The organism is Mesorhizobium loti, from assembly GCA_014189435.1.
Classification (GTDB): Bacteria; Pseudomonadota; Alphaproteobacteria; order Rhizobiales; family Rhizobiaceae; genus Mesorhizobium; species Mesorhizobium loti_G.
The window spans coordinates 4,206,146-4,220,942 of the sequence record CP050293.1 but is presented as its reverse complement, the minus strand read 5'-3'; the positions used below and the strand labels follow the sequence as shown (position 1 = coordinate 4,220,942).

13 protein-coding genes are annotated in these 14,797 nt (G+C 63.9%); 2 read left to right on the top strand and 11 right to left on the bottom strand.

Annotation, left to right across the window (positions count from 1 at the left end):
* Window positions 1-6: 6 nt before the first annotated feature.
* The 3 genes from HB777_20660 to HB777_20650 form a co-directional block, all read right to left on the bottom strand.
* Window positions 7-993, bottom strand: coding sequence for a Tim44 domain-containing protein (locus tag HB777_20660; GenBank protein QND66083.1), 987 nt, complete (start codon window positions 991-993; stop codon window positions 7-9).
* Window positions 994-1,067: 74 nt separating this feature from the next.
* Entirely contained in the window at window positions 1,068-1,367 is a 300-nt protein-coding gene (locus HB777_20655) for a hypothetical protein (protein QND66082.1), read from the bottom strand.
* 231 nt (window positions 1,368-1,598) lie between these two features.
* A complete protein-coding gene (locus HB777_20650; protein QND66081.1) occupies window positions 1,599-2,588 on the bottom strand; it encodes a zinc-dependent alcohol dehydrogenase family protein in 990 nt (329 codons plus the stop codon).
* Window positions 2,589-2,690: 102 nt separating this feature from the next.
* Between HB777_20650 and HB777_20645 the strand changes: the two genes are divergently transcribed.
* Window positions 2,691-3,593, top strand: a complete 903-nt coding sequence (locus HB777_20645; protein ID QND66080.1) for a LysR family transcriptional regulator — start codon at window positions 2,691-2,693, stop codon at window positions 3,591-3,593.
* An 8-nt stretch (window positions 3,594-3,601) separates the two neighbouring features.
* Here the strand turns inward: HB777_20645 and HB777_20640 are convergent, their stop codons facing one another.
* The 7 genes from HB777_20640 to HB777_20610 all read right to left on the bottom strand — a co-directional run bounded on the left by HB777_20640 (window position 3,602) and on the right by HB777_20610 (window position 12,364).
* Complete coding sequence (locus HB777_20640) at window positions 3,602-5,620, bottom strand: CocE/NonD family hydrolase (GenBank protein ID QND68844.1); 2,019 nt, start codon at window positions 5,618-5,620, stop codon at window positions 3,602-3,604.
* A 57-nt stretch (window positions 5,621-5,677) separates the two neighbouring features.
* Window positions 5,678-6,652 carry an ATP-binding cassette domain-containing protein gene (locus HB777_20635; protein QND66079.1) on the bottom strand — a complete coding sequence of 325 codons (975 nt, stop codon included), beginning with the start codon at window positions 6,650-6,652 and terminating at the stop codon, window positions 5,678-5,680.
* Entirely contained in the window at window positions 6,649-7,632 is a 984-nt protein-coding gene (locus HB777_20630; GenBank protein QND66078.1) for an ABC transporter ATP-binding protein, read from the bottom strand. The genes HB777_20635 and HB777_20630 overlap by 4 nt, the downstream gene beginning before the upstream one ends.
* Window positions 7,629-8,465: an ABC transporter permease gene (locus tag HB777_20625; protein QND68843.1), complete on the bottom strand. Its 837-nt coding sequence runs from the start codon at window positions 8,463-8,465 to the stop codon at window positions 7,629-7,631. The genes HB777_20630 and HB777_20625 overlap by 4 nt, the downstream gene beginning before the upstream one ends.
* 31 nt (window positions 8,466-8,496) lie before the next feature.
* Window positions 8,497-9,444, bottom strand: coding sequence for an ABC transporter permease (locus tag HB777_20620; protein QND66077.1), 948 nt, complete (start codon window positions 9,442-9,444; stop codon window positions 8,497-8,499).
* 52 nt (window positions 9,445-9,496) lie between these two features.
* Complete coding sequence (locus HB777_20615) at window positions 9,497-11,056, bottom strand: peptide ABC transporter substrate-binding protein (GenBank protein ID QND66076.1); 1,560 nt, start codon at window positions 11,054-11,056, stop codon at window positions 9,497-9,499.
* A 315-nt stretch (window positions 11,057-11,371) separates the two neighbouring features.
* A complete protein-coding gene (locus HB777_20610; protein QND66075.1) occupies window positions 11,372-12,364 on the bottom strand; it encodes a peptidase M19 in 993 nt (330 codons plus the stop codon).
* A 197-nt stretch (window positions 12,365-12,561) separates the two neighbouring features.
* Here HB777_20610 and HB777_20605 point away from each other — a divergent pair, with 197 nt between their 5' ends.
* Complete coding sequence (locus HB777_20605) at window positions 12,562-13,833, top strand: FAD-binding oxidoreductase (protein ID QND68842.1); 1,272 nt, start codon at window positions 12,562-12,564, stop codon at window positions 13,831-13,833.
* On the opposite strand, the gene HB777_20600 is transcribed toward HB777_20605, so the two are convergent.
* The gene (locus tag HB777_20600) at window positions 13,800-14,753 is read right to left on the bottom strand and encodes a LysR family transcriptional regulator (protein QND66074.1); all 954 of its coding nucleotides are present in this window, start codon (window positions 14,751-14,753) and stop codon (window positions 13,800-13,802) included. The two genes, HB777_20605 and HB777_20600, sit on opposite strands and share 34 nt — an antisense overlap.
* Between the last annotated feature and the right edge of the window lie 44 nt (window positions 14,754-14,797).

Here is a 14,797-nt window from a genome sequence, read left to right as displayed (position 1 = left end):
CCGGGCTTAAGCCTGTTGTATTGCCGAGAGCTTCCAGTCCGAGCCATTCTCACGCACGAATGTCCACAGCTCGGTCGTCTCTGTCGGATGGTCCTCGTCACCCGCGACGACCTTGCCGCTGGCCCGCTCGCGCGTCACGTCACGAGACTCGTAGCGCAATGCGGCCGTGGCGTAGTCGCGCTCATCCTCGCGCCAGCTTTCCGCGACGTCGGCCTGCAGCAAACTGATATCAGTCACCTCGTTCCTGAGGCCTTTCTGGGCGTTGTCGGCCAGCTCCTCGGACAGGTAAGACACCATCTCGGGGGTAACAGCCCGGCGCAGGGCGGCATGGTCCTCGCGCCCGAATGCTTCCTGGACATCGGTCAGCAGCTGCTGGAATGCGTCGAGGTCGGTCTGGGCCAGCGTGATCTCGTCGGAACCGGTGGCCGGAGAGCCTCCGCCCGAACCGCCGCCGAAACCGGGAATTGTAAAGGAGCCTGCAGTCTGCTGCTGTGCCGTCGCGCGGTTCTCAAATCGCGACGCCTGGGCATTGCCGGCACCGGCGAGCGCCGGGGCGGGGCCACGCGCGGATTGCGAGCGGAAAAACCTGATAGCCAGCATGATCGCGCCGCCGATGAGCAGGGCCTGAAGCAAGAAACCGAACATGCCGGCCAGGCCGCCGAAGCCTTGGCCCACAAGCAGGCCGATCAGGCCGCCGAGCAGCAGGCCGCGCATCATTGTCCCACCGAAGCCGCTCATGAAACCAGGCCTCTGCAGGCCGGCCTGCGGCTGCCGCGCCGCATTGTTCACCCCGGTGTTGGGCGTCATCGAACGCTCGACCGGAGCGGTCGGCGCCGGCGCGGTTCTGGTCGGCGGTGCCGATTGGAACGTACGCGTGCCGCGACTGCCGAAACTGCCGCCGCGACGGGCCTCGGCATGATCCATCGCGACCATCGAGAATGCCAAGAACAGTCCGGCAAAGAGGGCGGCAAATCGGCTGGTGCGAGACATCATCGGGGATGACCTTTATCGATGTGGTTTTCGGGAATTTTCAGCAAACGCCGGCACGGGTACCGGGCGTCATGCGGTCAATCGAACAACTCTTCGAAGAATGATTTCTTCCGCTTCGGATAGCGGTGGCCCTGCGAACGGGAATATTCGTCATCGCGACCCTGGCCATGTTGCGGCGGGGAGAATGCTGCCGGCTGTGGCTGCGGGGGAGGCGACACCTCCCTGCCGGAACGCTCGATGATCTTGTCGAGTTCGCCTCGATCAAGCCAGACGCCGCGGCACTGCGGACAGTAGTCGATTTCGATACCCTGGCGTTCGCTCATCACGAGCGCGACGCGACAGGAGGGGCAAGTCATACCAAGGAGAGAAGACGTCATACGGGGCTCCAAACCGAAAGGAATGAGCCCGCTTGACCGAAAGAATGGAAACGGGCCCGTTAAAGCGGTCCGACATCACAATCGCCAAAAGCGACAGTCAGAGGGGCCCGGCCCGCACCGAACAGTTAGGAATGCAGAGCCGCGCCTTCAAGGGCGATCTTTTCAGCAAGAACGATTTGTTCGCCATCTCTGCTCAAACCGTCACCACGATCTCAGATCGTCACCACGATCTCAGATCGTCACCACGATTTTGCCGAATTGCTCGTTCGACTCCAGGTAGCGGTGCGCCTCGACGATCTCGTCGAACACAAAGGTCCGGTCGATGATCGGCTTCAGAGCCCCTGTCCCGAGTCCTTCGAGGATGAACGCCTTGGCGGCCTCCAGTTTGACCGGGTCGCCGGTGATCTCATGGACGAGGTAGCCACGCAGCGTCAGTGTCTTGCCCAGGACAGCAGCCAAAGGGAACGGCGTCGGCTCGCGGCTGAGGCCGCCATATTCGATGAGGATGCCGCCACGCGACATAGCAGCCGTGAGCGGCTCGAAGATCGGGCCGCCGATCGGATCGAACACGACGCGCACGCCTTCGGGCCCTGCGATCTCATTCAGCCGTGCCGCCAGATCCTCCTCTGCCGAGGCCACGACATAAGCCGCGCCGGCTTCGAACAGGGCCTGCCTCTTGGCCGATGTTCGCGTCACCGCAATCGTCGTCGCGCCGATCCTGTTGGCGATCTGGATCGCCGCAAGCCCGACGCTGCTTGAGGCCGCCGTGATGACGACGGCGTCTCCACTTCCAAGCCTGGCGATGTCGATCAGCGCGCCATAGGCGGTGAGATACTGCATCCAGACGGCTGCTGCCGTTTGCCAGTCGAGCGATGGCGGATGCTTGACGACAAGTCCGGCGGGATAGGTGACAAGCTCGCCATAGGCCGGCCAGCGGATCATCGATTGCGGCGGGATGACACTGACGCTGTCGCCTGGCGCGAAATCCTCAACACCTTCGCCCACCGCCTCGATGACGCCCGCCGCCTCGAGGCCAAGCCCGGAGGGCAGCGTCGGCGTCTCGATATAGGCGCCAGCACGCAGCAGCGCCTCGGCGCGATTGAGGCCGAGCGCCTTGACGCGGATCTGAACTTCACCCGGACCCGGTGGGGCAAGCCTAACATCCTCGATGCGCAGAACCTCGGGGCCGCCATGTTGGTGGAAGCGAACCATGCGTGTCATTCGGGATACTCCAAATCATCTGAACCGAATGAGCTATGCAACCAGGTTTGCCGGGGATAAATGGCTGTAGGAGAAGAACAGTAGAAACCAGGAGTTCTGAATATGGATCGGCTCGAGAGCATGGCCGTGTTCGTCAGGGCGGTCGACCTCGGTTCGTTCGCGGCGGCGGCAGTGGCGCTCGATCTGTCCGGACCGATGGTCGGCAAGCATGTCCGCTTTCTCGAAGAGCGGCTGGGCGTGCGGCTGCTCAACCGGACCACGCGCCGGCAGAGCCTGACCGACTTCGGACGCGCCTACTATGAGCGCTGCCGGGTGGTGCTGGCCGAGGCCGAAGCCGCCGATGCGCTCGCCGCTGACCAGTTTTCGGAACCACGTGGCAAACTGCGCGTCACCATGCCGGCGCATTTCGGCCGCCACTGCGTGACCCCCGTGCTGCTGAAGCTTGCCCGGCAATATCCGATGCTGGAGCTCGACCTGTCGCTCAGCGACCGCTTCGCCGATCTCGCCGAGGATGGCTACGACCTTGCCATCCGCACAGGTGATCTGGACGACAAGGCTGGCGTGATCGCGCGCCGCGTCGCGCGCCAAGGCATGGTCGTCTGCGCGGCACCCTCCTATCTCAGAATTCATGGCGAACCGCGACTCATCGAGGATCTCGCCGATCATCAGGCCATCGTCTACCGCCGGCTCGGCCAGGTCGTTCAACCATGGCTGTTTGCGCGCGAAGGGCAACCCACACAAGAGATCACGCCAACCGGGCGGCTGCGGCTCGACGATCTCGACGCCATCGCCGATGCGGCTGTTGAGAGCATGGGCCTTGCCTGGTTGCCCTACTGGCTGGTCCGCGAGCGTATTGAAGCCGGCGCGCTGGTGACGCTGCTGCCGGATGAGCCACGCTATCTCTACGACTGCCATGCCCTTTGGCTGCAGACGCCGCATCTGCCGCTGAAGGTGCGGCTGGCGGTCGATGCACTGGCGGCCGCCTTGCCGAAATCGATGGCGTGATCGCGGCCTCAGTTGAGATCGCGCGGATACTCCTTGACCTCACTGCGGTCGACGATCAGTTCATCGCCATCATGGGCGGTGATGTGGGTCTCGATCCGCCAGACTTTTCGCAGCGCCCTTACCGTCGCTTTCACCGAAAGACGTGCCTGCCAGTCGCCACGGCCATAGGATTTTTCCCAGGTGCAGGTGCCGACCGCCGAGTTCGGATCGTCGGGGTGGATGGTGAAGCGATCGACGTGTCTTGCCGAGAGCACCATTCCCGTATGCGGATGCCGCACCGTGCCGCCGTGATTGACCACCTGGTAGACGGTCTCGCCGCTGATCTGGTCCGTCGACACCGAGCGCTGGAAGCCGTCGCCCTTGGCCAGAACCTCCTGCTCCATCGGCGCGGCGCTTTCCGGAGCCAGGAAAGCCCCTAGCGTGTCGTCCAGCTTCTGCGGCGCGCGCACCGGCAGGATCAGCCGGCTATCGCCGCAATGGATCGACAACGTCGCCTGCTCGGCGGTTGGAAAGACGATCGGCCAGTGCGATGTCGCCAGCGCCAGCCGGATACGCTCGCCGACCTCGAAACGCTGCCCACAGCAGCGCAGCTTGATGCGCACGGTTTCCGCCTTGCCCGGCACCATTGGCGCGATGTCCAGATCATCGTTGCGATGGCTCAGATTGAGGATGCCGTAGCTGATGCGCGAGGCAGCACCTTCCGGGAACACTTGCGACAGCGTGGCGGACAGAAGGGCGACGGGCTTGTCGGAGGAGAGCTTGACCTCGAATTCGGGGAAGCCAAGGATCTCGACCGCTTCGGTCAACGGCGCCGTCTCGAAGATCAGGGCATTGCCTTCTTCCGTGCGCTGATCGACCGGCAAGGTCGGCATCACACCATAGCCGCACCAGGCGCCGGACGACAGGCCGGCCGTCTGCGGCGACGAAATCTCCAGGATCGCGTCTTCGCCCCCGGCCTCGCTCAGCACATGGGGGCCAAGGTTCAGCACCTTTTGGCCGACGCCCGGTCCCGGCCATGACGGTTCCGCCACCCAGCGGCCGGGTCGCTCGTCATAGATCGCCGCCGGCCGTGCGGGGTCCTGAATCCAGGCGCGCAGCATCGGCTCGTCGGCAATGCCGGTGTCGATGCCCTTGAGATACTGATCCCACCAGCGCAGGCACTCCTGCAGGAAGCCGATGCGCGGCCCAGGCATCGCGAAGTGGGGATATTTGTGGCCCCAGGGACCGATCAGCCCTTTGCGGGGGCCGCTTAGCTTTTCCAGCATCCGGAAGATCGGATTGGGGTAGCCGTCGGCCCAGCCGCCCACCGCATAGACCGGGATTTCGACGTCAGAATAATCCTCGCAGATCGAGCCGTGCCTGTAGAAATCGTCGCGGCGCTGGTGTTCGAACCAGTCCTGCATCCAGATGCCATTGCCGTTAAGCCGTTGCTCCCAAAGATCGCGCCAGCGGTCGCCGACGATCAGCGGATCCGGCGGTGTCATGGCGATTGCCCAGGCGGTGGTTCCCCACATCAGATTGTCGCACATCATGGCGCCGCCGAGATAATGCACGTCATCATTGTAGCGGTCGTCGGTCGAGCACAGCGAAACGACGGCTTTCAGCGCCGGCGGCCGGCGGGCGGCGACCTGCAGACCGTTGAAGCCGCCCCAGCTGATGCCGATCATGCCGACGCTTCCCGAGCACCAGGATTGCCGGGCCAGCCATTCGATGACCGCCAGGCAGTCATCCTGTTCCTGCTTCAGGTACTCACCCTTGCACAGCCCTTCGCTGTCGCCCGAGCCGCGCATGTCGACACGCACGCCGGCATAGCCGTGACCGGCGAAATAGGGATGCGTCAGCGCATCGCGTTCCACCGTTCCATCGCGCTTGCGGTAAGGCAGATATTCGAGGATCGCCGGCACCGGGTCGGCCTCCGCGTCTTCCGGCAGCCAGACACGCGCCGCCAGCTTGACGCCGTCTGGCATCGGAATCCACAAATTCTCGATCTCGCGGACTTTTCGCGGGAAATCGGTGACGACGCGGATATCTTGCATGGCGGCTCCTCTCGACGCCCCGGCCAACACTTGCGCCGGTGACGATCCTTATGTGTTCAGCGGGAAATGGCAGGTCAGGCGGCTGTCGCCGACCGTGGCCGGGACGGGGACATCCACCGTGCAACGGCCCTGGGCCTGCGGGCAGCGTGTGTGGAATTCGCAGCCTGAAGGGCGCGCCAGCAAGGACGGAACGTCAGCCGGCAGCGTGATGCGCTGGTGAACCCGATCTGGGTCGGGCTCGGGATTGGCGGACAGAAGTGCCGCCGTATAGGGATGGTGCGGGGCGCGGAAGATCGCTTCGGTTTCGCCCTGCTCGACGAAGCGTCCGAGGTACATCACCGCCATACGGTCGGCAATCTGGCGCACGACATGCAGATTGTGCGTGATGATCAGCATCGACAGGCCCATGCGGTCGCGCAAATCGTTGAGCAGGTTCAGCACCTCCCCCTGCACGGAGACGTCGAGGCCGGCGGTCGGCTCGTCGGCGACCACCAGCACCGGGTCCAGCGCGATCGCCCGCGCCACGCCGACGCGGCGCGCCTGGCCGCCGGAAAGCTGGTGCGGGTAGCGGTCGGCGAAATCGCGCGGCAGCCCGACCAGCGCGAGAAGCCGTGTGACTTCGGCGTTGAGATCGCGATCCGACAGCCCGTGAATGACGAAAGGCTCCGACAGCAGCGACCGCACGCTGAGCCGCGGCGACAGCGATCCGACCGGGTCCTGGAACATCATCGGCATGCGCCGCCGCACGGGCTTCAGGGCGGCGTTGGACAGGCCTTGCAGTTCCTGCCCTTCAAACAGGATCGTGCCCGCCCTCACGGGCTGAAGACCGTTGAGCGTGCGCGCCAGCGTCGTCTTGCCCGAGCCGGATTCGCCGACCAGCGCGAAGGTGCTGCCTCGTTGAAGGGTGAAGCTGACGCCGGAGACAGCTTCGATCTCGGTGGCCCGCCCGGCAAGCCTGGCGGACAGGCCGCCGACCCGGAACGAGACGCGCAGGTCACTGACGCGAAGCAGGTCGTCGTTCATGCGCTCATCGCCCCCTGGGGAACGTCCGCGTGCCAGCAATGGGCGATATGAGATCCGCCGATAGCGGCGTTGGGAGGCACGGTCAGGCATTGGGCGTCGGCGCGGTCGCAGCGCGGCTGGAAGACGCAGCCGCTCGGTCGGCGGCGCAGGTCCGGCAAGGTCCCGGCAATCGTCGGCAGGCGAGCAACCCGCTGCGACAGCCGCGCGGGATCGCAGGCCAGCAGCTTCTGCGTGTAGGGATGGCGCGCGTCGTGGAAGATCTCGCGGGTCGTGCCGCTCTCCACCACCTCACCGGCATACATCACGATCATCTCGTCGCAGAGTTCGGCGATCACGCCCAGATGATGCGAGATGAACAGCACCGAGCAGCCGATGTCGCGCTGTAGATCCTTGAGCAGTTCGATGGTGGCCACTTCCAGCGTCGCGTCGAGCGCCGTGGTCGGCTCGTCGGCGATCAGCAGCGCCGGCTCCATCATCAGCGCCATGGCGATGGCGATGCGCTGCTTCATGCCGCCGGAGAATTCGTGGGGAAACTGCGTCAGCCGGCTTTCCGGATCGGGAATGCGCACCTTGCGCAGCATGGCGACGGAGCGTGCATCCTTGTCCCGCTTCGACAGACCCGAGCGATACTGGATGTCGCGCATCTGGCGCCCCACCGACAGCACCGGGTTGAGCGCGCCCATCGGATCCTGGAAGACGGTGGCGATGCTTTGGCCGCGCAGGCCGCGCATCGCGGTGGGGTCGAGCCGTGCGAGGTCCTTGTCGCCCTCGAAGATGATCTCGCCCGATGTGATTTCGCCATTGTCGGCAAGCAGGCCGAGAATGGCGTTGATGAGCGTCGATTTCCCGCAGCCGGATTCGCCGACAACGCCAACGCTGCGGTTGGCTGGCACGGAAAAGCTCACCTGCTTCAGCGCTTCCAGCCGGCCGCTCTTGGTGTGGAAGGCGACGCTCAGATTGTTGACGTCGAGAACCGTCATGACCGCCCCTTCAGCCTGGGATCGAAGAGGTCGCGCAGCGTCTCGCCGAAGAAGGTGAAGCCGAGCGTCGTCAGCACGATCGGCAGGCCGCCGGCAATCACGATCCAGTAGGAATCGCGGATGTTGGCGAAGCCGTCATTGAGGATCGCGCCCCAGCTCGGTGTCGGCGGCCGCACGCCGAGCCCGAGGAAGCTCATTCCGGCCTCGATCGCCACCACCACGGGGATGTCCATCGATATCAGGATCAGGATCGGGCCGATGATGTTGGGCAGGATATGGACACGCAGGATGCGGCCCGCACTTGCGCCCATCGAGCGCGCCGCCATGACATGTTCGGCCGACTTCAGCACCAGCGTCTGGGTTCGGATGATGCGGGCATAACCCGGTACGTTGACCAGCATCACCACCAGCACCACCGCGTAGAGCGAGGGGCCGAACAGGGTGACCAGGGTCAGCGCCAGCATCACGGTGGGAAAGCTCTTCACCGCATCGAAGATCAGCAGCAGCACATTGTCGAGCCAGCGCGGCCCATAGCCGGCGATCAGCCCCAGCACGACGCCGACAACCAGCGACACCGCTGTCGCGCCGAGCGCGATCAAAAGCGCGACGCGTCCGCCGTACAGCACGCGGGTCAGAAGATCACGGCCGAGATGGTCGGTGCCGAGCAGATGCAGGAGGCTTGGCGAAGCGAAGCGTTCGGCCGGCGATATCTTGCTCGGCGCATAGCTGGTCAGGGCGCTGGCAAACACCGCAGACAGCACCACGACCGTCACCAGCGTCAGGCCGACGGCGCCGAGCGGCTCGCGCATGATGCGGCGTACGGTGCGCCACATCATGCCGAGACGACTGCTTGCGGAAGACAGCTCAGTTGAAACTTGATCTGACACGGGGATCCAATAGGCCGACCAGGATGTCGGCCGCTACGTTGACGAGGACGAAGAAGACCGTGGTGACCAGCACGGCTCCCGAGACGATGGGGTAGTTGCGCACCGAGATCGCTTCGTAGACCAGCTTGCCGATGCCGGGGCGGGCGAAGACGATTTCGGCGAAAACGGAAGACGACAGCATGTGGCCGATGCCGACACCGAGCAGGGTGATCGTCGGCAGCACGGCGATGCGCAGTGCGTAGGTGTAGACGATCCGGTGTTCGGTCAGGCCGAAGGCACGCGCCGTGCGGATATGGCTGGCCTCGAGCGTCTCCAGCATCGAGGCGCGCACCATGCGCGAAATGTAGCCGATCCAGCCAAGGCCGACCGCCAGCGACGGCAATATGAGGTGCTGGAGCCGGCTGGCGAGGTCGCCCGGTTCGCCGGCGCCGATCGCCGGCAGCCATTGCAGGGCGACCGCAAACACCAGCAGCGAATAGATGGCGACGACGAAGGACGGCACGGCGATCATCGCCACCGACAGGACCCCGATCACCTGATCGACAAAGCCGCCGCGCCGCACCGCCGCGATGCAGCCAAGCGGGATGCCGAGCGCCACCGACCAGGTGATGCCGCCGACCACCAGCGCGAGCGTGAACGGAAGCTGTTCCATCACCACGTCCAGCACCGGCCGGTTCGACAGCACCTCTGTGCCCAGATCGCCGCGCAGGACCGATCCGTAGAAATGCAGGAACTGCCGCCACACCGGCTGGTCGAGGCCCATGCGCACACGCAGCGCCTCCATCATCTCCGGTGTCGCGCGCGGCCCCAGCGCGACGGAGGCCGGGTCGCCCGGAATGAGGTAAACCATGGCGAACATCATCATCATGGCGACGCTGATGATGATGGCGCCAAGCCACAGACGCTTGAGGGCGTAGCGGATCATTTTCGGTACCTGTCGGACGGTCTTTGGCGGGGACGAGCCCCGCCCGCCGATATCATGCCGGTTTGAAGTCGGTGAACACTGGTTCGCCGTTCGGCTTCAGGCCGGCCACAAGCGTGTCTCGATTCATGATGCCGGTGACCTCGTGGGTCAGGAAAACGTAATTGCCGTTTTCCTCCATCAGGTCCTGCAGCTTCTTGTAGATGACGTCGCGTTTTGCCTGGTCGAGTTCGACCATGCCTTCGGCATTGAGCTTGTCGAATTCCTCACTGGAAAAACGTTCCCAGTTCCAGACGCCGATCTGGTCGCGGGTGAACCAGGCGGTGGCCCAGCTCGGGTCCGGCTGCATGGAAAAACGGCTGATGATCATCTGCAGCTTTTTCCAGTAGTCGCCTTCCTTGGCGCCAAGCGTCCAGAAGGTGCCGCTGTCGTTCTGCTTGATCTCCACATTGAGGCCGACGTCCTGCAGGTTCGACTGCACGACCTGGGCCGCGGTCAGGCGCTCGGTCTTGTTGAGGATGTCGAGCGTGATCGTCGTGCCGGCCAATCCCTCCTTGGCGATCATGTCGCGGGCGCGGTCCGGATCGAAATCGAACAGGTTCTTCTCGCGATGGCCGGGCAGGCCGGGCGCGATGATGCCGGTGGCGGTGGCGGCGGCGCCGAAATAGGCAGCGTCGACCACCGCCTTGCGATCCACGGCGTACTGAACCGCGCGGCGCATGTTGGGATTGCTGAAAGGGGCGACATCCTGGTTCATGCCCAGCCAGACAAAGGCCAGCGAAGGCTTTTCGACCACTGTCGTCTTCGGCGGTGGTGTCTGCTTCAGCCGCGAGATGGAGGAGACCGCGGTCCAGGTATAGTCGAGGTCGCCCGCCTCATAGCCGAGTTCGGCGGTCTTCTCGTCTTCGATCGGATGGATGTGGATTTCCGCGAAGGCGCCTTGCTCGTACTTCCAATCGGGATTGCGGACCAGCACGGTGCGCTGCTTGGGCAGCCATTCCTTCAGGATGTAGGGCCCCGACTGGGCTACCGGCTTGACGCCCATCTTGCCACCGAGCTCGGTGATGGCGCGCTTCGACAGGATGGTGCCGGACGGCGTCGGCAAGGTCGACGTCCACAGCGGCGCGAAGGCCTGCTTCAGGTGGATCAGGCCAGACAGCTTGTCCTTGACCTCGACCTCCTTGAGCGTTGCCCAGTCGCCGGAATAGGGGCTCTTGTTGGCGGGGTCGGCGATGCGTTCGATCGAAAACTTGACGTCTTCAGCCGTCATCTGGCCGTAGCCATCGGTGAAGCCGATATTGTCGCGCAGCTGGAAGGCGACGGTCAGCGGATCGAGCTGCTTGATCGTTTCCGCCGCCATCGGCCGCCAGCCCCAGCTGTCGCCCGGCGTGGTGACGACGAGGCCAGCGAAGATGACGCTGGTGATGTCGCCTTCGGGCGCCGCCAGCCGGAAGCAAGGGTCGAGCGTCTGGATGTCGGCATAGGAGCGCACCTTCAGGATCGGACCGTCGCTCGACCAGGAAATTCTTGGATTGACCATCGAGGCGAGGCCGAAAGCGCCGGCTCCGGCAAGCAGGCTGCGGCGCGAAACCCTGGTGTCGGCTAATATGGACATGCTCTACCCCTCTGCTGTTTTCGTTGTCTTGTTTTTCAGGCCGCTGGCCATTCTCCAAGCCGGGCCGAATGTGTCGGTTGGCTAAAACTGCTAATAATAGACACGTATGTCTAGCGAAAATTTTGCCGACATGTCCGAATCTTGGATACAGGCGATCTTGCGGGAAATCTCGACATCTGTTCCGACCCCGCCGATGCGTCGGCATGGGCGGGTAGGCAGGGTGAAATGAGGCCGCACCAGATGGCGCGGCCTGGCCCGCTATTCGGTGGGACCTGGATCAAGTGCTGGCGCGGAGATGCTCGTCTCCGCTTCCCCTCACTTCCAGATTTCAGCCGCCAGGCGCATGAAATTGCCGCCCAGGACATCGCGCACGGTCTGCTCTGACTGCCCGCGGCGCAGAAGTACGTCGGTCAGTTCGCGCATCTGACCTGGAGCCGCGTAGGTCGTCGCGCCCTCCGGATATTCGCTCTTGGGCCAGAATTGCGGGTTGTCGGAAATGATGCGGTCGATGCCTTTGAAGTCTACCGGAAAGGCGTAGTCCAGTCCGATGCCGACATGATTTGGGCCAACCAGATCGACGAGATATTCGATGTGGTCAGCCAGCCTGTCCGAGTCCGTCCGTCCTTCTCCCAGGAAACGATTGAGCCCGACGATCGCGACGATGCCGCCGGTGCGCGCGCAGGCCTTGATCTGCTCGTCGGTGATGTTGCGGCCATGACCGCACAAGGCCTTGGCGTTGGAGTGCGAGAAGATGACCGGCCTGTTGGAGTACTCCATCACCTCCATCGAGGTGCGGTAGCCGGTGTGGGTGACATCGACGAACATGCCAAGACGGTTCATCTCGTCGATGACCTGGCGGCCGAACGCCGTCAGGCTGGTCTCGACATCGTGACAACCGCCGCCGGCGAGGTTGTTCCTGTTGTAGGCAAACAGGATCTGGCGGACGCCCAGATGGTGATAGAACTCCACCATCTCGATGCGGCCGTCGAGCGCGTTCATGCCCTCGATATCGAAGGTGATCGCCAGTTTGCCTTCAAGCTTGGCCTTGCGGATTTCCGCCACGGAGGAGACCAGCGTGTAGTGCTCAGGATTGGCAAGGATCCAGTGGCGGAAATTCGCCAGGGTCCGCACTGTCTGCTCCCAAGGCAACAGGTCGAAGCCGACATCGATCGACAGATAGTCGATGCCGGCGTCACGCCAGATCTGCAGATTGTTCAGGTCCGCAGCCGGGTCCGGCATGAAGCCGGAATGCGCGTCCCATATGATTTCACTGTCGAAAATGGCCCGGGCGGCAGTCGAAACGCTCACTTTTTCCTCACTCTCTCGGTGACACCAACACGACGGAAGGCCGGATGAAGCGGCGTTCCGAACGTGTGATCCAGATGCAGTGCGCATCAAGTATCAGGCCACAGACACATGTGTCTAGACAGCTCCGAACGGGCCTGTATGGTCGCCGTCGCTGCATGTCGCTCCGACCGGACCATCGGCAAAAGGGAGATCAAATGATGCGTTCAAACGGCAACCATGGCGAGGGATATAACAGGCATATCGCCGTGATCGGCGGCGGCATCATCGGCTGCAGCGCGGCTTTCCATCTGCTGCAATCGGGCGTGCGCCAGGTGACCGTCATCGATGCGGGCCAGCCGGGTGCTGCAACCACCAGCGCCGGCGCTGGCTTCGTCTCCCATTGGTCCGCCGGCATGATACCGCTTGGCGAAGAGGGTTTTCAGCTGCAGCAATATGGCCTCGATTTCTATCGCCGGCTGCACGAGGTCGGCGTCGAGATTGGCTATCGGCCAAACGGCACCTTGATCATGGCGCTGACCGAGGACGGGCGCGAGCGTTTTGTCCGCCCTGTGCTGGACTCTCCCTATGCGCCGCAGGAAATGCAGGATCTGAACGCCGCGCAGATCGGGCAGAAGATGCAAGGTCTCATCGATCCGGCGCGGGTCCATTCGGCAGCCTACAATCCGCATGGCATCCAGCTCGACACCAAGCTGGCGATGGGTGTGCTGACCGGCCAGATCAGCGAGCTCGGCGGCATTTTTCGCAGCAAGACACGTGTCACGGCCGTCCATGACGCCGGCGACCGGGTGACGATCGAGACCGATCAGGGCAGCCTTGAGGCCGATGGCGTGATCGTTGCAGCCGGCGCCTGGAACAACCAGGTCATATCGGGCCTCGGCTGGCAATTGCCGCTGCTGCGGGTCGTCGCGACGCGCATCGTCACCGACGATCGCGGCCTGCCGTCGACCATTCCCACCGTCCAGTGCCGTGAATTGCGGCTGTGGTTGCGCGAAACATTCGGCGCCGTCATGTGGGGAACCGGCCGGCACTACAAACCTCTGTACAAGACTGATGACAGCGAAATCGAACCCGGCCAGCCACACAATATGGAACTGATGCGGGAGACCTCCGAGCAGGAGCTTGCCGAGCTGCAGACGGTGTTCCCTCCGCTGCGCGGTTCGACGATCGCGAGCTGGGCACAAGGCGTGCCGTGCTACACACCCGACAACGGCCTTATCGTCGGCAAGGTCCCCGGCAGCGACAATATCGTGGTTGTCGGCGGCGACAATGAAAGCGGCGTCACCCATGGACCGGGTCTTGGCCGGCTCTCCTGCGAACTGGTCCTCGGGCAGACTCCGTTCGTTTCGGCCGAGCGGTTCCGTGTCGATCGCTATGCATCCGACGCCTTCAGGTCGGAAGCCGAAATCGAAGCCGCCATGCCGGTCTGGGGCGCGCGTCATGAGGCGTCGCGGTTTGGCCGCGAGGCCTGATCGTCAGCTGTCCCGACGCTTGCCTGCAAGCTGTCGCCGACGCTGCCGAGCAGCGCCTGCGCCACCGCCCTGACCACCGGGCCGGCATTCTTCCTCATGACGATGTGGAAGGAGCCGGCGTGGCGCCGCGAGGTCTTGGTCAGCCGGACGAGCTGGCCGCGACGCAGATGCTCGTCGGCAAATCCCGCCCAGGCGAGTGCTGCGCCGCGCCCGGCGATGGTTTCGTGGATCATCGACATGTAGCCGGTGAACCGCGGTCCATCGAGCTTCCGGTCGGTCCCGATCCACGATTGCCAACTGTCGATCGCGCCCGGCGGCGTCACCTGATGCAGCAGCGGCACCGCCATGAAGGCCTCTGGCTCTTCCGAGGCGAGCGCCGGATAACGCGCCAGGAATGCCGGCGCGCAAACCGGGAACCATTCACCGTCGAGCAGTTTTTCGGTCACGAATTCGGGCCATTGCCCGGCTTCGCCGAACCGGATCGACAATGCCACTTCAGGCTGGTCGAAATCCCTGTAGTCGGTGGATGTCTGCAGCAGCACCCGGCCATCGGCTACCCGCGACGTGATGAGGTCGAAGCGTGGCATCAGCCATGCCTGCGCGAAGTCGTGGCTGCAGCCGACCACGAATGTATCGCTGTCGTGCGCGGTCAAATCCTCGACGGCTTGCCTGATGGTGCCGAGACCCTCGCGGATCGCTTCGGCCAGCGTGTTGCCGGCCCCGGTGACAGCGACGCGGTTGCCTCTGCGTGTGAACAGCTCGACCGACAGCTGGCGCTCGAGATTGGCGACATGCCTGCTGACCGCCGATTGTGCGATGTTCAGCTCCTGTGCGGCCAGTGTCAGCCCGCCATGCCTGGCGGCAGCCTCGAAAACGACCATGGCGTTCAGCAGGGGAAGCGATGTCTTGAGAGTTTTCACGATCCGAACCTACCTTCATGCCTTTTCGATATGAAGGTCTATCA

Excerpts from the sequence above, each read along its gene's own strand:
- HB777_20620 (QND66077.1), bottom strand. The coding sequence starts at position 9,444 with ATGATCCGCTACGCCCTCAAGCGTCTGTGGCTTGGCGCCATCATCATC.
- HB777_20645 (QND66080.1), top strand. The coding sequence starts at position 2,691 with ATGGATCGGCTCGAGAGCATGGCCGTGTTCGTCAGGGCGGTCGACCTC.
- HB777_20635 (QND66079.1), bottom strand. The coding sequence starts at position 6,652 with ATGAACGACGACCTGCTTCGCGTCAGTGACCTGCGCGTCTCGTTCCGG.
- HB777_20605 (QND68842.1), top strand. The coding sequence starts at position 12,562 with ATGCGTTCAAACGGCAACCATGGCGAGGGATATAACAGGCATATCGCC.
- HB777_20660 (QND66083.1), bottom strand. The coding sequence starts at position 993 with ATGATGTCTCGCACCAGCCGATTTGCCGCCCTCTTTGCCGGACTGTTC.
- HB777_20615 (QND66076.1), bottom strand. The coding sequence starts at position 11,056 with ATGTCCATATTAGCCGACACCAGGGTTTCGCGCCGCAGCCTGCTTGCC.
- HB777_20625 (QND68843.1), bottom strand. The coding sequence starts at position 8,465 with ATGTGGCGCACCGTACGCCGCATCATGCGCGAGCCGCTCGGCGCCGTC.
- HB777_20650 (QND66081.1), bottom strand. The coding sequence starts at position 2,588 with ATGACACGCATGGTTCGCTTCCACCAACATGGCGGCCCCGAGGTTCTG.
- HB777_20655 (QND66082.1), bottom strand. The coding sequence starts at position 1,367 with ATGACGTCTTCTCTCCTTGGTATGACTTGCCCCTCCTGTCGCGTCGCG.
- HB777_20630 (QND66078.1), bottom strand. The coding sequence starts at position 7,632 with ATGACGGTTCTCGACGTCAACAATCTGAGCGTCGCCTTCCACACCAAG.